This window comes from Collinsella intestinalis DSM 13280 (assembly GCF_000156175.1).
Lineage (GTDB): Bacteria > Actinomycetota > Coriobacteriia > Coriobacteriales > Coriobacteriaceae > Collinsella > Collinsella intestinalis.
Genome location: NZ_GG692710.1, coordinates 575,711 through 589,510 on the forward strand (window position 1 = coordinate 575,711; position 13,800 = coordinate 589,510).

Here is a 13,800-nt window from a genome sequence, read left to right on the forward strand (position 1 = left end):
CTCATCATTTCATCCGGCATGATTTATCAAGAGGGACACACCCAATGATTAACTAGACACTGTCGCTAAGCCCGTGTCAAATATTGAGCAAATTACTGCTTGTTTAAACAAGCGCGGCATCAAGCCATTGCACAGGGCTCGATGAAAAGGCCATCGGTACAAACCGATGGCCTTTTCATGAATACAATATCAACCCGATATGTGTCTTGACACATATGTTTCGCCTGGAGACACCTCCACCCAAACCATGCACATACAACGTCCCCAACATGAAGTAGATTTCATCAGGAGGCATTTCAACATCATTCATATAGCGAATGTTCGCTCTGACATCAACGCTTAACAAACGGCCTAGCAGTCGATCCCGGAGCAGAGGCCCCCTTAGGAGTAATCGAAACCTGCAACGCCTCTACCGAACGAGCATAGCCCTCAGAACCAGCATTCTCACCATTTTTAGTCCATCCAAGCCATCCGAACTCCGAAGAATGCACCCGGTACCAGACATCGTAATTTGCCTCTGCAGCACCATTTAAACGAATCTGCACAGCTTCAACGGCAAGATTACGGCCAGTGGTTCCAGCCATGGAGGAAGTCCAGTCTTGCCATCCAATATTCGAGACGTGCGCACGAACTTGAATTCCACCCGATTCAATACCGGGACCAAGGCTCAGTTTCAAGGCTTCAACGTGAAGAGCGCGGCCAGTCGTACCCGCAATCATGCCATCGGATACAGGTGTTTGCCAACCGATGTTTTGCACGTGAGTCTGAATGTTCAGGAAGCGAGCTTTGAAAGGACTGTTCGTATCCCCAGGAGTGAACTGCCTCCCATTTCTTGGACAACGAGAAATGGGAAACTTTCTTCATGCAAAACGCTAAAAGGTTAAGGCACGGTATTGAGGTCAGGGAAAGGGCTTTGGAGCTCTTCGAGGCGGGGTTCGGCAAGCGCTCCGTCTCATCTTCGCTCGGCATTCCCGTAGGCACTGTGGAAAAATGGCTCTATGCATACAAGGCCGTCGGACCGGAAGGGCCCCTCAATATGGGAAGAACCCACAACTCCTACAGCTTCGAGACCAAGCTCGCCTTCGCGCGCATGGTGGTGGACGGGGGCGCGATCCTCACCGATGCCATGGTCGCCTACGGGGTGGTTTCCCGTGCATCTGCCCAGAAATGGTGCAAGGCCTATCGCGAGGGCGGCGAAGAAGCGCTGAAGCCCAAGCCGAAGGGCCGTCCCAAGGGATCCCCCGCCAAACAGAAGGCCCCGATGACTCGCGAGGAAGAGCTCGAGATCAGGGTCCGCAAGCTCGAGGCGGAGAACGCCTACCTAAAAAAATTGGAGGCCCTGAGGGCGGAAGAGGCGCTTCGAACCGGGTCAAGGCCTCGGTGGTAGCGTCGCTCTCGGGGGACCATTCGATGAATGACCTGCTGGAATGCGCAGGGCTCGCAAGGTCCAGCTACTACTACGCGATGGCACATCCCAAGCAGCCCACCAGACCCGAGCTTTGGGAGAAGGTCGCCGAGGTCTTCTCGCGAACGCCCAACGGCTGCGGGCACCGCCAGATCGCCATGTGCCTGCGCGCGGAGGACGGCGTCGCCATCGCGGAGAAGACGGTGCTGAAGATCATGAGCGAGATGGGCATCCGCTGCGGCATCCGCAAGGAGACCGACTACCACAGGTACAGCTCGTACAGGGGCCTGGTCGGGAAGACCTTCGAGAACCTGATCGGCCGCGATTTCAAGGCCGACGCCCCTTGGCAGAAGATGGGCACGGACGTGACCGAGTTCAAGCAGGCATGGGGCAAGGCGTACTTCGCACCGGTCTACGACTTCGGCAGCAAGGAGATAGTGGCGTGGTCGACGTCGATGAGCCCGAACATGGCTCAGCAGTTCGACGTGCTTGATCAGCTGGTTGCCAGGATGCCCGACGGCGCGCATCCTGTTTTGCATTCTGATATGGGGTGGCAGTACCAGAACGCAGGCTGGGTGGACAGGCTGGCGGACGCGGGTATCGCGCAAAGCATGTCGCGCAAGGGCAACTGCATCGACAACGGCGCCACCGAGCAGGTCTTCGGCCATATCAAGGACGAGTTCTTCCGAGGCCGGAGGTGGCCGAGTTTCGAGGAATTCAAGCGAGACCTCGACGCGTACGTGATTCATTGGAACACGAGGCGGAGGCAGGTTAAACTGAAAGGACTGACCCCGGAGGAGTTCCGGAATCAGTCCTTAGCGGCCTAGCCGCTCTTTATTTAGGCCGTCCAAGTTTTGGGTTGCAGTTCAGAGCTGCGGCGCCCTTTTTTGTAAGAACAATTTGAACAGCCTGAGAGGACTTTGCGAAACCCTGAGAGCCAGCACTCTGACCGTTCTTTGCCCAGCCAAGCCAACCAAAATCGGCAGAATGGACGCGATACCAAACATCGTAATTCTGAGCCACATCTCCAGCCAGGCGAATCTGAAGTGCTTCGATAGGCAGGTTTCTACCCACCGTACCCGCCTTACCAGTTGTCCAATCCTGCCATCCGATTTCCGACACATGTGCCCTAACTTCAATTTCTCCGGACCCAACGTCATTCCCCAAATTGACATCAAGAGATTCGAGGTTCAAATTACGACCGGTCGTGCCGGCAATTGCTCCATCGAATACCGCTGGCTGCCATCCGATGTTTTGAACATGCGCTTCGTAGGACACAAGGCTGCCAACTGAATCGGTGCCGTTCGATCCCCCAAATTCAGGTCCATACCACCAGTTCACGTCGACGGTTCCAGAGATGCCGTCAATCGTGCCCCTACTGCTGTACTGCCAGATGCTGTATCGACCAGCATAGTCGCATGTAGAGTTATATTGAGCGACCCAACGGTCCCAGGAATTGAAGTCGGATGCCGAGAGATAGTTGTTCCACCAGTTCAAATTGGCGTATACACCGGCCTTGTAGCCCGCTCTCTGTATTGCCGAGCAATACGAATTGGCAATCGATGCAAACGTCGCAGGCCCACCTTCAATTACTCTGTAGTTCCCGCTGCCATCCACACCGGCAGGCTTTCCATACGCGGGATGAGACGGGTTGCCAACCTCATTTTCCAGATCGTAATATACCGGCAAGGAAAGGTCGGACGGCTTAACACCCGCATCGGAAAGAACCTTCAAAGTCCAATCTGCCTCCTGCTTGGCAATCCCGGCATCCCAAGCATATGAATACAGGTATACGCCGAAGGGAATCCCGTTCGCCTTGCACCCTTCGACATTCTTTTTGAACTGTCTGTCATTACCGCCCGAGCCATAGCCGCAGCGCAAAATAGCAAAATCGCATCCCGCCGCCTTCACCTTGGCCCAATCGATCTGACCCTGAGCGTAGCTGACATCGATGCCCCAACCTGTCGCATTATCAGGCCACTGGGGAATGCTGAAGGTGGCGATTGGCTCGATATCCTCCCTCAAGTTTCCGTTTTCATAGCGGAAAGAACTCCCTGAAAACTCAGAGAGGTACGGGTTTTCAGATTCAAGATTATCTTCAGCGGCAGTCGCTTCAACCTGATCGACTGCCGCCTGATCGGACTCGGCATAAGCAGCGACTGGCGTCAAAAGCTGAGCCGCTATAAGGCTAACTGCCGCCACAAGGGAGATAGCTTTGTTTGAAATGTGCATTTAAACTCCTTGCTAATTACGTTGCGTCAGAATTTTAGCATTCCACCTCAACAGTTCACGCATACTGCCCAAACTCCAGATACTTGATCGCCTGCATCGTGTTAACCGCATCGCAGAACGGGCTTTCGGCGCCAAGCGCATACCTCAAGCCATCGGACCCGGTATACACCGCAAGGCTCACACCGACAACCTCCTGTTCCAACACAAGGACCGTCTTCTGTGCATCGATCAGGGGCGCACCAAGGGCATAGAACACACGGGCGGTAAACTGGGAGGAGTCAGTTGTCCGCAGTGAACCGGCTTCCGCCTCGTCACCACGTTATTCAAGTATGAGAGCAAAAGAACTGGCGGGGGACGTGCTCATAACAGCACGGGCAAGCCAAGTAAGCCAAATTCTATAAGGACCGACAATCCCCCGCTTGCGCCCGCCGTGGCAACTCTAGATAAATTGACCATGGCCTCACTCCAATTGGCATGCACGAATAAATCGAATACAGCGAATAGTGGATCGACCAGTCCGAGAACGGCACTTACAAGCCTCGTAGATATTATCACGAAATAACTGAACGAAGGAAGAACCAGCCACTTCAAATCAGCGTATTGACTATCAAGACAACGAAACACCTTGAAGACACCCGTTATTGCTCGACAAGAAATGCACCGAGTTCCAGCTGAGACCCCGTTCACCCGATCGCATACAAGAGCAAATTGCCAAACCCAGATTCTCTGCGGAATCCCGACAAAAGCGTTCTTACGCTACGCCCAATTCTGCTTCTTTACAAAGCCTCATATTGAGCTGGCGCGTCTCTCGATAATAACATTTAATGAAGCTGACCTCAGTCAGCACAAAGTTCGTTCGAATAATGTGTTTGGCTGCCGCATTATTCCATCAAATTATGTGTTTCGAATAGTATACGAGACATTCGAACGTCAAGCCTAGGATGCATGCGGCAGGCCCTTTATGGTTTACCGTATACGTTGCGATGCTTCTCGGGGCCCCAGACGGCCAGCTCTACACCTTGCTCCCAAACTCCAGATACTGAATCGCCTGCATCGTGTTGACCGCATCGACGAACGGTCCTTCGGCGCCAAGCGCGTACCCCAAGCCATCGGCACCGGTATAGCCCGCAAGGCTCACACCGGCAACTTCCTGCCCCAGCACAAGGACCGCCTTCTGACGATCGGTCAAGGGCGCCCCAAGCGCATAGAGCACCTGGGCGGCAAGCTGAGATGAGTCGGTCGTACGAGGTGCGCCGGCTTCTGCCCCTGCCACCTCGTAATTCGTCCACACCGCATACGTCGATTCATGTTTCTTGAATTCCCGATCGAGCATCGGGGCATCCCCATACAACGCGTCCGTGAGAGTTCCGGAGAACCCCGGCTGATGATCGCCAAAAATACGAGAGCAACGGGGCGATCCATCCCCTTCAAGCAATCGATGAAATACGCCAGGTCCTCGTCAGACTTATTGATGCACGCAAGATACACGCCGAGCTCGGATAGGATCGCAGGATCATCAATGTCCGCAACGTCCAAGCGAACAACGTCCTCGTCGGGAACCGTCCCTTCGCCATATCCGCTGTGGTTTTGCATGGTCACATCAAAGATGAACTGCGGTGACGCATCCTGCTCGAGGAGCTCGATGACCTTGTCGTACGTGGAGGCATCAGTTGCACCAGAGTGATACACGGGAGCGTCTGCGAAATCCTCCATAGACAGGAACTCGTTAAATCCGAGCTGCTCATACACGGTCGAGCGCTTCCAGTTCACGGGATTCTGGGGATGCATCGCGGTTGTCCGGTACCCCATGGACTCCATCTGCTTCACCAGGCTGTCAACACCGCTCAGGTCATACAGTTGATACGGATATTTGCCCGTCCCGATAAACGCAGATGAATTGCCCGTCAGGAATTCAAACTCAGTGTTAGCGGTACCGCCACCTACGACCGAAACCATGAGCGGTCCGCGCTGCAACGTCCCCTCAAGCAAGTTATAGAACTGCGGGCCTTCATAGCCCGCCTCACGGATTGCATCATAAATTGAGAGATCCGTGAATGTCTCATTCATGACGGCAATCACAGTCGGCTTAATTTCTTCAAATTGGTCCACAGCCGCTTGACGGCCCGGCGCGACACCCAATGTCTCGTCAAACTGAGCAGCAAGGTCCTTCATCTGCGAAAGCGCGGCGCCCCTGTCGTACCCCTCTGGGACGGGAATCGGAAGATCCTGGGCGACCTCGATGAACGCCGGCACAAATCCGAGCGTCTGATACGTGGTGATAGGCATCCATCGGTCATAGGCGACTTCCAGCCTGTCCTCGAGCTTTACCTTGTCAAACATGGCCGCCATTACACCAAAAAGTGCGATGCCCACAACGGCGCTTGCCACAGAGGCCGCAATGCGAACCTTGCGAGCGAGCTCTCCCTTGTTCGACCCCACAAAAGAGTGTACACAGGCGCACACGCCGCAGGCGCAAAGGGCAATAACCATGTTGGGCGTGAGAACATATTCATAGCCAGCTGCAATGGCGCCCGCAGTCCTCAAGGAGAGCAAGTCAGCGGGCATAATGGGTGTGCCCTTGAACATGACCACAAAATATTGAGCCATGCCGAACCCGACAGCGCAAAGCGGCACAAGAACCATAAGCGCGCCACCACGCTGCCCCAGGAAATACAGGGCGACAGAAATCATCGCAAACAATGACGCCGTCAAGCTAAAGAACTGCATCTGAATTGACGAGTTCGTCTCCAACCAAACATAATCGACAATCCAAGCAGAAACGATCGAAACGAATACAGTGGCCACTACAACAAATCCGATGTGTAGCGCCCGGCTGAATGGGCCAGACATCTTTTGTAATTCTTCTGTCACCCTAAACCGAAACAGTGTGGCAACCCCGCATGCAAGCAACACCAAAGCATATGCAGACATATCGAGGATGCCCGCCTGACCGTCAACGCCGCCCAGTACGCAGAAGACAGCAACGACAAGCAGCAGCACGATATACAGCGCGGACCACATCACATCGGAAATCGGAATGCGCCCTTCGCGCCTACGCGCGGAACGGATGTGCAACGCTGTGAACACCGCGAGGGCAAGCGCCGCAGCAAAGGAAGGAATAGAAAACGCAGCAGGAGCGTACGAGGGCATGGTAAGAATCCATTCACGGGAATGTAAGCTATCTGTATCGAATCCCATCATGCACCAAAGTGGCTTTTGATTCATTTTGATCCGTCCACCCTAGGTCGGCCTTCCAGAAATCCGCACCTCTCCCCTCCCTCCCCGTGCAGAAACGGTGCCCAGAACGGACGCATGGTAAACTCGAAGATTGAACCAACAACCGCTAACTCTAGGAGCGTCGCTCGTGGCAGAAACCGCTACCGCCTCCGCTGACATTCAGCCGTTCGCAAAAACTGAGCTCGATAAGAACCGTTTCATCTTGAAACAGCTCGTCACCAAGGACTTCAAGCGCAAGTACCGCCGCAGCGTCCTCGGTATCGCGTGGTCGGTCCTCAACCCCCTCATGATGATGATCGTCATGAGCGTGGTGTTCTCGTTCGTCTTCCGCGCCGACATCGAGAACTACCCGCTCTACCTCATCCTGGGCAACATCACGTTCTCCTTCATGTCTGAGTCCACCAGCCAGGCCCTCATGTCGTTCATCGACGCCGCCCCGCTGCTCAAGAAGGTCCGCGTCTCGCGCTTCGTCTTCCCGGTCCAGAAAGTCCTGTTCGCGCTCGTGAACTTCACCTTCTCACTGGTCGCCGTCGCGCTCGTCATGCTGTGGTTCCGCGTTGTACCCACCTGGCACATCATCTGGCTGCCCGTCTGCCTGTTCCTGCTCGTGCTCTTCTGCTCCGGCATCGGCCTGATCGTGGGCTCCCTCGCCGTCTTCTTCCGCGATGTCGTTCACCTGTGGAGCGTCATCCTCACCGCCTGGACGTATCTCACACCTATCTTCTGGGTTCCCACACAGCTCGCCGCAAACGGCGCGCCCGCTTGGGTCATGTCCATCGTCGAGCTCAACCCCATGTACGGCTTTGTCACTTTCATGCGTGACATCTTCCTGTGGAACCAAAACCCCTCGATGCAGACGCTCGGCCTATGCGTCATTTGGGCGGTCATCATGCTCGGCATCGGCATCCTCGTATTCCGCAAGACCCAGCACAAGTTCATTCTGTACATCTAAACCGCGCACCGCCTAAGGAGCGACTCCCACGCCAACCCGACCAGGTTGTCCACGAGCAGAATCGCACCCACAGCGCACCGCCTCCCGCGACCCGCACTCCCGTCCGAACTACCGAAGGATCTCCTCCATGGGTAAGCCCGCATCTTCTGAATACGCCATCGAAGTCAACGACGTCACCATGATCTTCAACATGGCGTCCGAGCAGCTCAATAACCTCAAGGAGTACTTCATCAAGCTGATGAAGCACGAGCTGTTCTTCACCGAGTTCCGAGCACTCAAGAACATCTCCTTCAAGGTGAAGCCCGGCGAGGTCGTCGGCCTGGTTGGCACCAACGGTTCGGGCAAGTCCACCATGCTCAAGATCATCGCCGGTGTGCTCGAAGCCAGCGAGGGCGAGTGCATCGTGCGAGGCAACATCGCGCCCCTGATCGAACTTGGCGCGGGTTTTGACCTCGAGCTCACCGCACGCGAGAACATCTACCTCAACGGCGCCCTGCTCGGCTACACCGAGGAGTTCATCGACGCGCACTTCCAGGAGATTGTGGAGTTTGCCGAGCTGCCCGATTTCGTAGACATGCCCATGAAGAACTTCTCCTCCGGCATGGTCGCGCGCATCGCGTTTGCCATCGCCACCATCACCGAGCCCGACATCCTCATCGTAGACGAGACGCTCTCCGTTGGCGACGTGTTCTTCCAGGAGAAATGCGAGAAGCGCATCCAGCACTTCATCGACGATGGCCACGTCACCGTCCTGTTCGTGAGCCACGCCATGGACCAGGTCGAGCGCATCTGCCAGCGCGCGGTTTGGATCGAGAAGGGCGACCTGCGCATGGACGGCCCCGTCGACGAAGTCTGCAAAGCATATCGCGCACAGTTCGCATAGGCAGGCGAACTAGCTGTTGTGTGTCGACAGGTTGCTTGCACCGACGATGCGCGACATGGGCGGCAGGCCCCCGCACGTGCTGTGCGGACGCTCACATTTTTAGCGCTCAATGAAGGCCGGGAGGGCGTCCGCCCTCCCGGCCTCGCTCTCCCTAGCCCTTCCGTACTGCCACTCCTGCGCGACGATACGGTTCATCCGCCCCACCTTACCGTTCTTCCACGGGCTGTAGGGCCTCGTGTAGACGTGCCGAGCCCGCGAGGACGGATTCCCCACGGGCCCTCCGGCCGCCACCGTCCGGGATCCTCGCGACCTTCTTGGCGTCCACGTGGACCAGCTCTCCGGGCCTCTCGCGCTCGTAGCGTACGGGGAGGGTGGCAGGGCCGCGCCTCCGGACCTCGCCGGCGACCCGGTCGGTGTCGGCGATCCTGGCATCCCGCGCCTCGCCACAATTCTCGCCCAGCCCCTACCAGGACCTGCTGCGGCGCAGGCACTTGCTTGCCGTCTGTTGGCTTACGCCCATTTGGAGGGCGGCATCGGCGACCGGAACGCCCGATTCTATCCGGGAAGCCAGGGCCTCCCTCCCCCTCGTGGTGAGCCTTACGTTAGGATGCTGCTCCATTGGAAGACTCCTCTGCTGTTCGTCTAGACAACTCGCAGCATGCGAGGCCTCCCTATTTGTCGCCATCAAGATGCAAACAACGTCTTGCGCTTAACAGCTAGCTATCATCGATCCGATCCTCGCCCCGAATCAAGACCTTCTACCTTTTCCGACGCCTCCTCCCAATTTCCAACTTCTAGATGCAAAAGAAGCGACGTGAGATCATCGTAGAAACGTTGCACTTCAGTCCGAGTATATGGGCAATGATCGAGAATCGTCCGCAGGAACAAATCCGGGACATAGATAACCAGGCACATAAAGACACCGAATGCCATCATGCATATGATTACTGCCCCCAAGTCATCAAGGCCTGCGACCGAGTTAACCAGAAAAGAGCCAAGTGGCGAAATGACAGAGGCAATAATCACGGGCAAATAGCGAGTAACCCAGTCCTTTCCCGATGTTCGATTAAGGACACACAAGGTTTCGGAATGGAGCAACTTAATCACTCGCACGTCACTATAACCGTACCGTCCAAGAAAAGACCTCATGTCATGTGCAACTTGATCCCTGCGGAGCATATTATCAGCAGGCAAGGCATCGCTGCGCAGTCTTGCAAAGCCAAATAAAACGAGATATACAAGCAAAGCGTAAGCAGGAGCTCGTATGACGTGATAGAAAACTACGCCCTGGACGTCAACGCAGAACAAGAGATAAACCACAAGTATCCAAATACCGAAGAGGGCAGACAGGATCGGGCTGCTCGAAATTGGAAATATCTCTTTGAATATTTCAAACATACGCACGGGCGTTTTCCCATGTTTGCTCACCCCCGATTTCAGCTCCCTGTTCCATAGCCGAGCCAGATCCTTGATTTCCATACATATTCCTTTCTATAAGGTCGCAGCTGGCATCGCCATACAATGCCAGCCATCCCCATACAAGCTTGACCTGTGAAATCGACTGTCGCGTCTCTCGGCCAAACGCGTCAGACTAAAATCCCCAACTCAGACAACTTCATCACAATCGCACCGGACGAGCGCGGCAGGAGATGCGCTTCGCCCGGCATCCACTTGGAATATGCGAGATGGCTGCCATTAGGTACTCAGAGACATGCACGCGCGTAGTGCTCAGACGCTCAAATCCCGATGGCCTTTCGGTCAAAAGCTATTGGCTAAACACAATCTGCTGGACTTATCTCCTATACGGTCAGCACTCAATGCCAGTCAGTACCTATCAAGCAACTCATCTGCGTTTTCCAGCACGTACTCCCTCAAAAATGGAACAGAGAACTCGACATAGCCGCGGACGGGGCTTTGGATCACCTCGCGCTGTATGAGCGAACGCCGGAATGAGCTCGTGGCCTTTGGCTCCCTTCCCATTCTCTTCGCGACATCGGCGGTCGAAGCACGCTCGCCCTCTTGGGCCATCGCGACGAGATACTCCATGGCACCCTTGGTGACCCTAGAGATCGCGGGCTCATGCACCACTTCGTGAAACCTCGTCATGGCATTTTCTATGCCCAGGCGCACGTCCTCATCGGATACCTCCATCGACCTCGCGCGATGCAGGTCCGCAAAACGCCAGACGTAATACCCAATCAGCTGAATCAGATACGCATAACCCGCTGTCGCCCGCGCCATCATCTCGAGCTGCTCGTCCCTGAGGATCAGCCCCGAGACGGCGAACCCGTCCCTGAACGAAAGCCTCACTTCGATAAGACTGATGAAATCGAGCTCCTCGCTTTGAGCGCGCCGTAAAAACGTCAGCGCCTTGCCGTTGATCAGGTCCATGACCCCCATCGGGAGCCCCGCGAACACCAACGAGATGTCCTTCTTCTCCCTGATGAGGTGCTGCACCGAACCGGCGATGAGCTGCATGGCCTCGATCGGGGCGTCTTGTACCTCGTCAATTGTGATGACAAGCCCTTTGCTTTTGCCGCAGCAGCGCTTCATCAGCGCACGCAGATTCGGATGCTTGACTTTCATGACCGCTTCTCCGGACGCGATCGCAGCGTTACCGGCTACGGAGAGCGAGTCGACCGACGAATCGGGGCTCAATTCGTGTATCAAATCATCCAACATGTTGATGCCCGCAGTGATATTGACCACATTCCAGCCGATATCTTGAGCACGCGAACCCAGATCGGTAAGCAGGACGGTCTTCCCCGATCCTCTCGGCCCCGTCACCCTCATCAAGCGGGCAGGAGCGCCCACGCCACCTTCAAGCGCCCCAACAAAATCCAAGACAACCTGATCTCGGCCGATGATACGCGGGGGCTCGGCCCCAGCGCTGGGCTTAAACGGATTGAAATACTTCTTTGAACGTGCCATTAGACATCACCCATCCAGCCGTTCTCCTTTAATTGATTATATCGCTCAAATCGACGAAATCGACCGAATCGCTCTAATCGTCAAGAGTCTATGTTTCAAAAAGCTCTCCCCTTCCAATTGCAAGTCCACCAATCATCGCATCACCGCCTTTCGCCATTGCCACCATCACCGAGCCGGACATCCTCATCGTTGACGAGACGCTCTCCGTTGGCGACGTGTTCTTCCAGGAGAAATGCGAGAAGCGCATCCAGCACTTCATCGACGATGGCCACGCCACCGTCCTGTTCGTGAGCCACGCCATGGACCAGGTCGAGCGCATCTGCCAGCGCGCGGTCTGGATCGAGAAGGGCGACCTGCGCATGGACGGCCCCGTCGACGAAGTCTGCAAGGCATATCGCGCGCAGTTCGCGTAGGCGCCACGCAATTCAGGTTGGATTTATATAACTGTATGTTTTGGGGATAGTTTTCTGCCGTTTCTCGTGCAACACGAACGCCGGTCGCAGAAAAACACCAGGTCGCAGGAAAATATCCGCAGTCACACTGGGCGTGCGGCCTCAAAACCTTCCCCAAAACGTACACTTTCATTTTCAGGTAGAAGGCGAAGCCTCTCTGCTTGCATATTTTCTTGCGATCTAGACGGATCTCTGCATACGTCCGCATTCGAACAGCGGGCAGGGCACCGCGCAGCAGAACCCATAAGCCTACAACTCGATATTCACCTTAATCTCCGGCACGTGTGCAAGCTCGGCGAGGGTCACGCCGTCGACATAGGCATCGATCGTCTCCTCAAGGCCCGTCCAAAACTTCACGGTGGAGCATAGGTCGCTACGGCCACAAGCACCATCGAGCCCCTCGCACGCAACGGTCGAGCGCTCACCCTCCGCCGCGCGCAAGATATCCCCAGCGCGAACCTCGGCTGCAGGCTTGGCCAGCACGTAACCGCCGCCCTTGCCGCGCACACTCCTCAGCAGCCCCGCGTTCATGAGCGGACGCACGAGCTGCTCCAGGTACTTGAGGGAAATGCCCTCACGTTCGGCAACCTCGCGCAAGGAGACCTTGGTCTGCGGACGAGGCGCGAGGGCCTCACGTGAAACGGCATCCGCACTGATGCTCTCCCCCACCGGATCCCCGCCGATGGCAGCGATGTAAATCATCAACTTGAGCGCATAGCGGCCCTTCGAGGAAATGAGCATGGACGAACCCCCTTGCGGTAAACGATGTGGAGCAACACGAGCACCGACGAAACATCGGCATATTCTCCCAGAAATCGGCTATCATCGTATCGTTAATCCGAGTGAACTTCTAGAGTTTAGCGCGGATCGCACATCGGCCGCGTGCCCCAACGCATACGCCGCAACCGCGCCCGCGCGTCTCGAAAGGATTTGATATGAGCGCAACACCCCTGCTCAACATCGCCGGCCTCACCGCCTCCGTGGACGAAAAGACCATCCTCCAGGGCATCGACCTCGCCGTCGGCGCGGGCGAGACCCACGTCCTCATGGGCCCCAACGGCGCCGGTAAGTCCACCATGGGCCACGTCATCATGGGCGACCCGGTCTACACCGTTACGCAAGGCACCATCACCTTCGACGGCCAGGACATCACCGACCTCTCCCCCGACAAGCGCTCTCGCGCCGGCCTCTTCCTCTCCTTCCAGGCCCCCGTCGAGATCCCCGGCGTGCCGCTCTCGAGCTTCCTGCGCGCGCAAATCGCCGGCCGCCCCGGCCTCGAGATGAAGGGCAAGGAGTTCCGCCGCCGCGTGAAGGAGCTCGCCGCCGAACTCGACATGGACACCGCCTACCTCAATCGCGAGCTGGGCGTGGGCTTCTCCGGCGGTGAGAAGAAGAAGGTCGAGATGCTGCAGTTGCTGCTGCTCCAACCTAAGCTCGCCATCCTGGACGAGACTGACTCCGGCCTGGACGTCGACGCCCTCGGCGTGGTCTCCCGCGGCATGGACGCCTACCGCAAGAGCACCGACGGCTCGCTCGTCATCATCACCCACAACACGCGCATCCTCGAGCATCTCGAGGTCGACCGCGTCCATGTGATGGTCAACGGCCGCATCGTCCGCGAGGACGACGCCTCCCTCATCCCCTGGATCGACGCAAACGGCTTCGATTCCTTTGAGCGCGAGGCCGCCGCGCAGCTCGCCGCCGAGCA

14 protein-coding genes and 1 pseudogene are annotated in these 13,800 nt (G+C 56.4%); 6 read left to right on the top strand and 9 right to left on the bottom strand.

Annotated features, from left to right (window positions below; all coding sequences use genetic code 11):
- Positions 1 to 332: 332 nt before the first annotated feature.
- Positions 333 to 758, bottom strand: coding sequence for a hypothetical protein (locus COLINT_RS08260; protein ID WP_156780304.1), 426 nt, complete (start codon positions 756 to 758; stop codon positions 333 to 335).
- 74 nt (positions 759 to 832) lie between these two features.
- Here COLINT_RS08260 and COLINT_RS02690 point away from each other — a divergent pair, with 74 nt between their 5' ends.
- Both COLINT_RS02690 and COLINT_RS02695 read left to right on the top strand, forming a co-directional pair.
- Complete coding sequence (locus COLINT_RS02690) at positions 833 to 1,387, top strand: helix-turn-helix domain-containing protein (protein ID WP_006722797.1); 555 nt, start codon at positions 833 to 835, stop codon at positions 1,385 to 1,387.
- A gap of 23 nt (positions 1,388 to 1,410) precedes the next feature.
- Positions 1,411 to 2,232: an IS3 family transposase gene (locus tag COLINT_RS02695; protein WP_006722798.1), complete on the top strand. Its 822-nt coding sequence runs from the start codon at positions 1,411 to 1,413 to the stop codon at positions 2,230 to 2,232.
- A gap of 7 nt (positions 2,233 to 2,239) precedes the next feature.
- Here the strand turns inward: COLINT_RS02695 and COLINT_RS08115 are convergent, their stop codons facing one another.
- The 4 genes from COLINT_RS08115 to COLINT_RS02705 all read right to left on the bottom strand — a co-directional run bounded on the left by COLINT_RS08115 (position 2,240) and on the right by COLINT_RS02705 (position 6,787).
- Complete coding sequence (locus COLINT_RS08115) at positions 2,240 to 3,637, bottom strand: GH25 family lysozyme (protein ID WP_006722799.1); 1,398 nt, start codon at positions 3,635 to 3,637, stop codon at positions 2,240 to 2,242.
- A gap of 55 nt (positions 3,638 to 3,692) precedes the next feature.
- Positions 3,693 to 3,893, bottom strand: a complete 201-nt coding sequence (locus COLINT_RS08705; RefSeq protein ID WP_006722800.1) for a hypothetical protein — start codon at positions 3,891 to 3,893, stop codon at positions 3,693 to 3,695.
- 756 nt (positions 3,894 to 4,649) lie between these two features.
- Positions 4,650 to 4,826, bottom strand: coding sequence for a hypothetical protein (locus COLINT_RS08270; protein WP_233418324.1), 177 nt, complete (start codon positions 4,824 to 4,826; stop codon positions 4,650 to 4,652).
- A complete protein-coding gene (locus tag COLINT_RS02705) occupies positions 4,823 to 6,787 on the bottom strand; it encodes an LTA synthase family protein (protein ID WP_169302862.1) in 1,965 nt (654 codons plus the stop codon). The genes COLINT_RS08270 and COLINT_RS02705 overlap by 4 nt, the downstream gene beginning before the upstream one ends.
- A gap of 214 nt (positions 6,788 to 7,001) precedes the next feature.
- On the opposite strand from COLINT_RS02705, the gene COLINT_RS02710 reads away from it, so the two are divergent.
- Together COLINT_RS02710 and COLINT_RS02715 are read left to right on the top strand one after the other, a co-directional pair.
- Entirely contained in the window at positions 7,002 to 7,826 is an 825-nt protein-coding gene (locus tag COLINT_RS02710) for an ABC transporter permease (protein ID WP_006722803.1), read from the top strand.
- A gap of 127 nt (positions 7,827 to 7,953) precedes the next feature.
- A complete protein-coding gene (locus COLINT_RS02715; RefSeq protein ID WP_006722804.1) occupies positions 7,954 to 8,709 on the top strand; it encodes an ABC transporter ATP-binding protein in 756 nt (251 codons plus the stop codon).
- Between the two features lie 99 nt (positions 8,710 to 8,808).
- Here the strand turns inward: COLINT_RS02715 and COLINT_RS08835 are convergent, their stop codons facing one another.
- The 3 genes from COLINT_RS08835 to COLINT_RS02725 form a co-directional block, all read right to left on the bottom strand.
- On the bottom strand, positions 8,809 to 9,141 hold the full coding sequence (locus tag COLINT_RS08835) for an integrase core domain-containing protein (protein ID WP_084743328.1): 333 nt from the start codon (positions 9,139 to 9,141) through the stop codon (positions 8,809 to 8,811).
- Positions 9,142 to 9,432: 291 nt separating this feature from the next.
- Entirely contained in the window at positions 9,433 to 10,188 is a 756-nt protein-coding gene (locus tag COLINT_RS02720) for a hypothetical protein (protein ID WP_006722806.1), read from the bottom strand.
- A 345-nt stretch (positions 10,189 to 10,533) separates the two neighbouring features.
- A complete protein-coding gene (locus COLINT_RS02725) occupies positions 10,534 to 11,640 on the bottom strand; it encodes an ATP-binding protein (protein WP_006722807.1) in 1,107 nt (368 codons plus the stop codon).
- Between the two features lie 143 nt (positions 11,641 to 11,783).
- On the opposite strand from COLINT_RS02725, the pseudogene COLINT_RS02730 reads away from it, so the two are divergent.
- A pseudogene (locus COLINT_RS02730) lies at positions 11,784 to 12,053 on the top strand (ABC transporter ATP-binding protein); the annotation flags it as partial.
- A 288-nt stretch (positions 12,054 to 12,341) separates the two neighbouring features.
- Here the strand turns inward: COLINT_RS02730 and COLINT_RS02735 are convergent.
- A complete protein-coding gene (locus COLINT_RS02735) occupies positions 12,342 to 12,833 on the bottom strand; it encodes an RrF2 family transcriptional regulator (RefSeq protein ID WP_006722809.1) in 492 nt (163 codons plus the stop codon).
- 194 nt (positions 12,834 to 13,027) lie between these two features.
- Here COLINT_RS02735 and sufC point away from each other — a divergent pair.
- Positions 13,028 to 13,800, top strand: a 773-nt coding sequence (sufC, locus tag COLINT_RS02740; RefSeq protein WP_006722810.1) for a Fe-S cluster assembly ATPase SufC, incomplete at its 3' end; no start/stop codon positions are given.

What these genes read in the sequence shown, in the direction of transcription:
- COLINT_RS02695 (WP_006722798.1), top strand. Translation starts at nt 1,411, where the DNA reads ATGAATGACCTGCTGGAATGCGCAGGGCTCGCAAGGTCCAGCTACTAC.
- COLINT_RS08115 (WP_006722799.1), bottom strand. Translation starts at nt 3,637, where the DNA reads ATGCACATTTCAAACAAAGCTATCTCCCTTGTGGCGGCAGTTAGCCTT.
- COLINT_RS02705 (WP_169302862.1), bottom strand. Translation starts at nt 6,787, where the DNA reads ATGCCCTCGTACGCTCCTGCTGCGTTTTCTATTCCTTCCTTTGCTGCG.
- COLINT_RS02715 (WP_006722804.1), top strand. Translation starts at nt 7,954, where the DNA reads ATGGGTAAGCCCGCATCTTCTGAATACGCCATCGAAGTCAACGACGTC.
- COLINT_RS08835 (WP_084743328.1), bottom strand. Translation starts at nt 9,141, where the DNA reads ATGCCAGGATCGCCGACACCGACCGGGTCGCCGGCGAGGTCCGGAGGC.
- COLINT_RS02720 (WP_006722806.1), bottom strand. Translation starts at nt 10,188, where the DNA reads ATGGAAATCAAGGATCTGGCTCGGCTATGGAACAGGGAGCTGAAATCG.
- COLINT_RS02725 (WP_006722807.1), bottom strand. Translation starts at nt 11,640, where the DNA reads ATGGCACGTTCAAAGAAGTATTTCAATCCGTTTAAGCCCAGCGCTGGG.
- COLINT_RS02735 (WP_006722809.1), bottom strand. Translation starts at nt 12,833, where the DNA reads ATGCTCATTTCCTCGAAGGGCCGCTATGCGCTCAAGTTGATGATTTAC.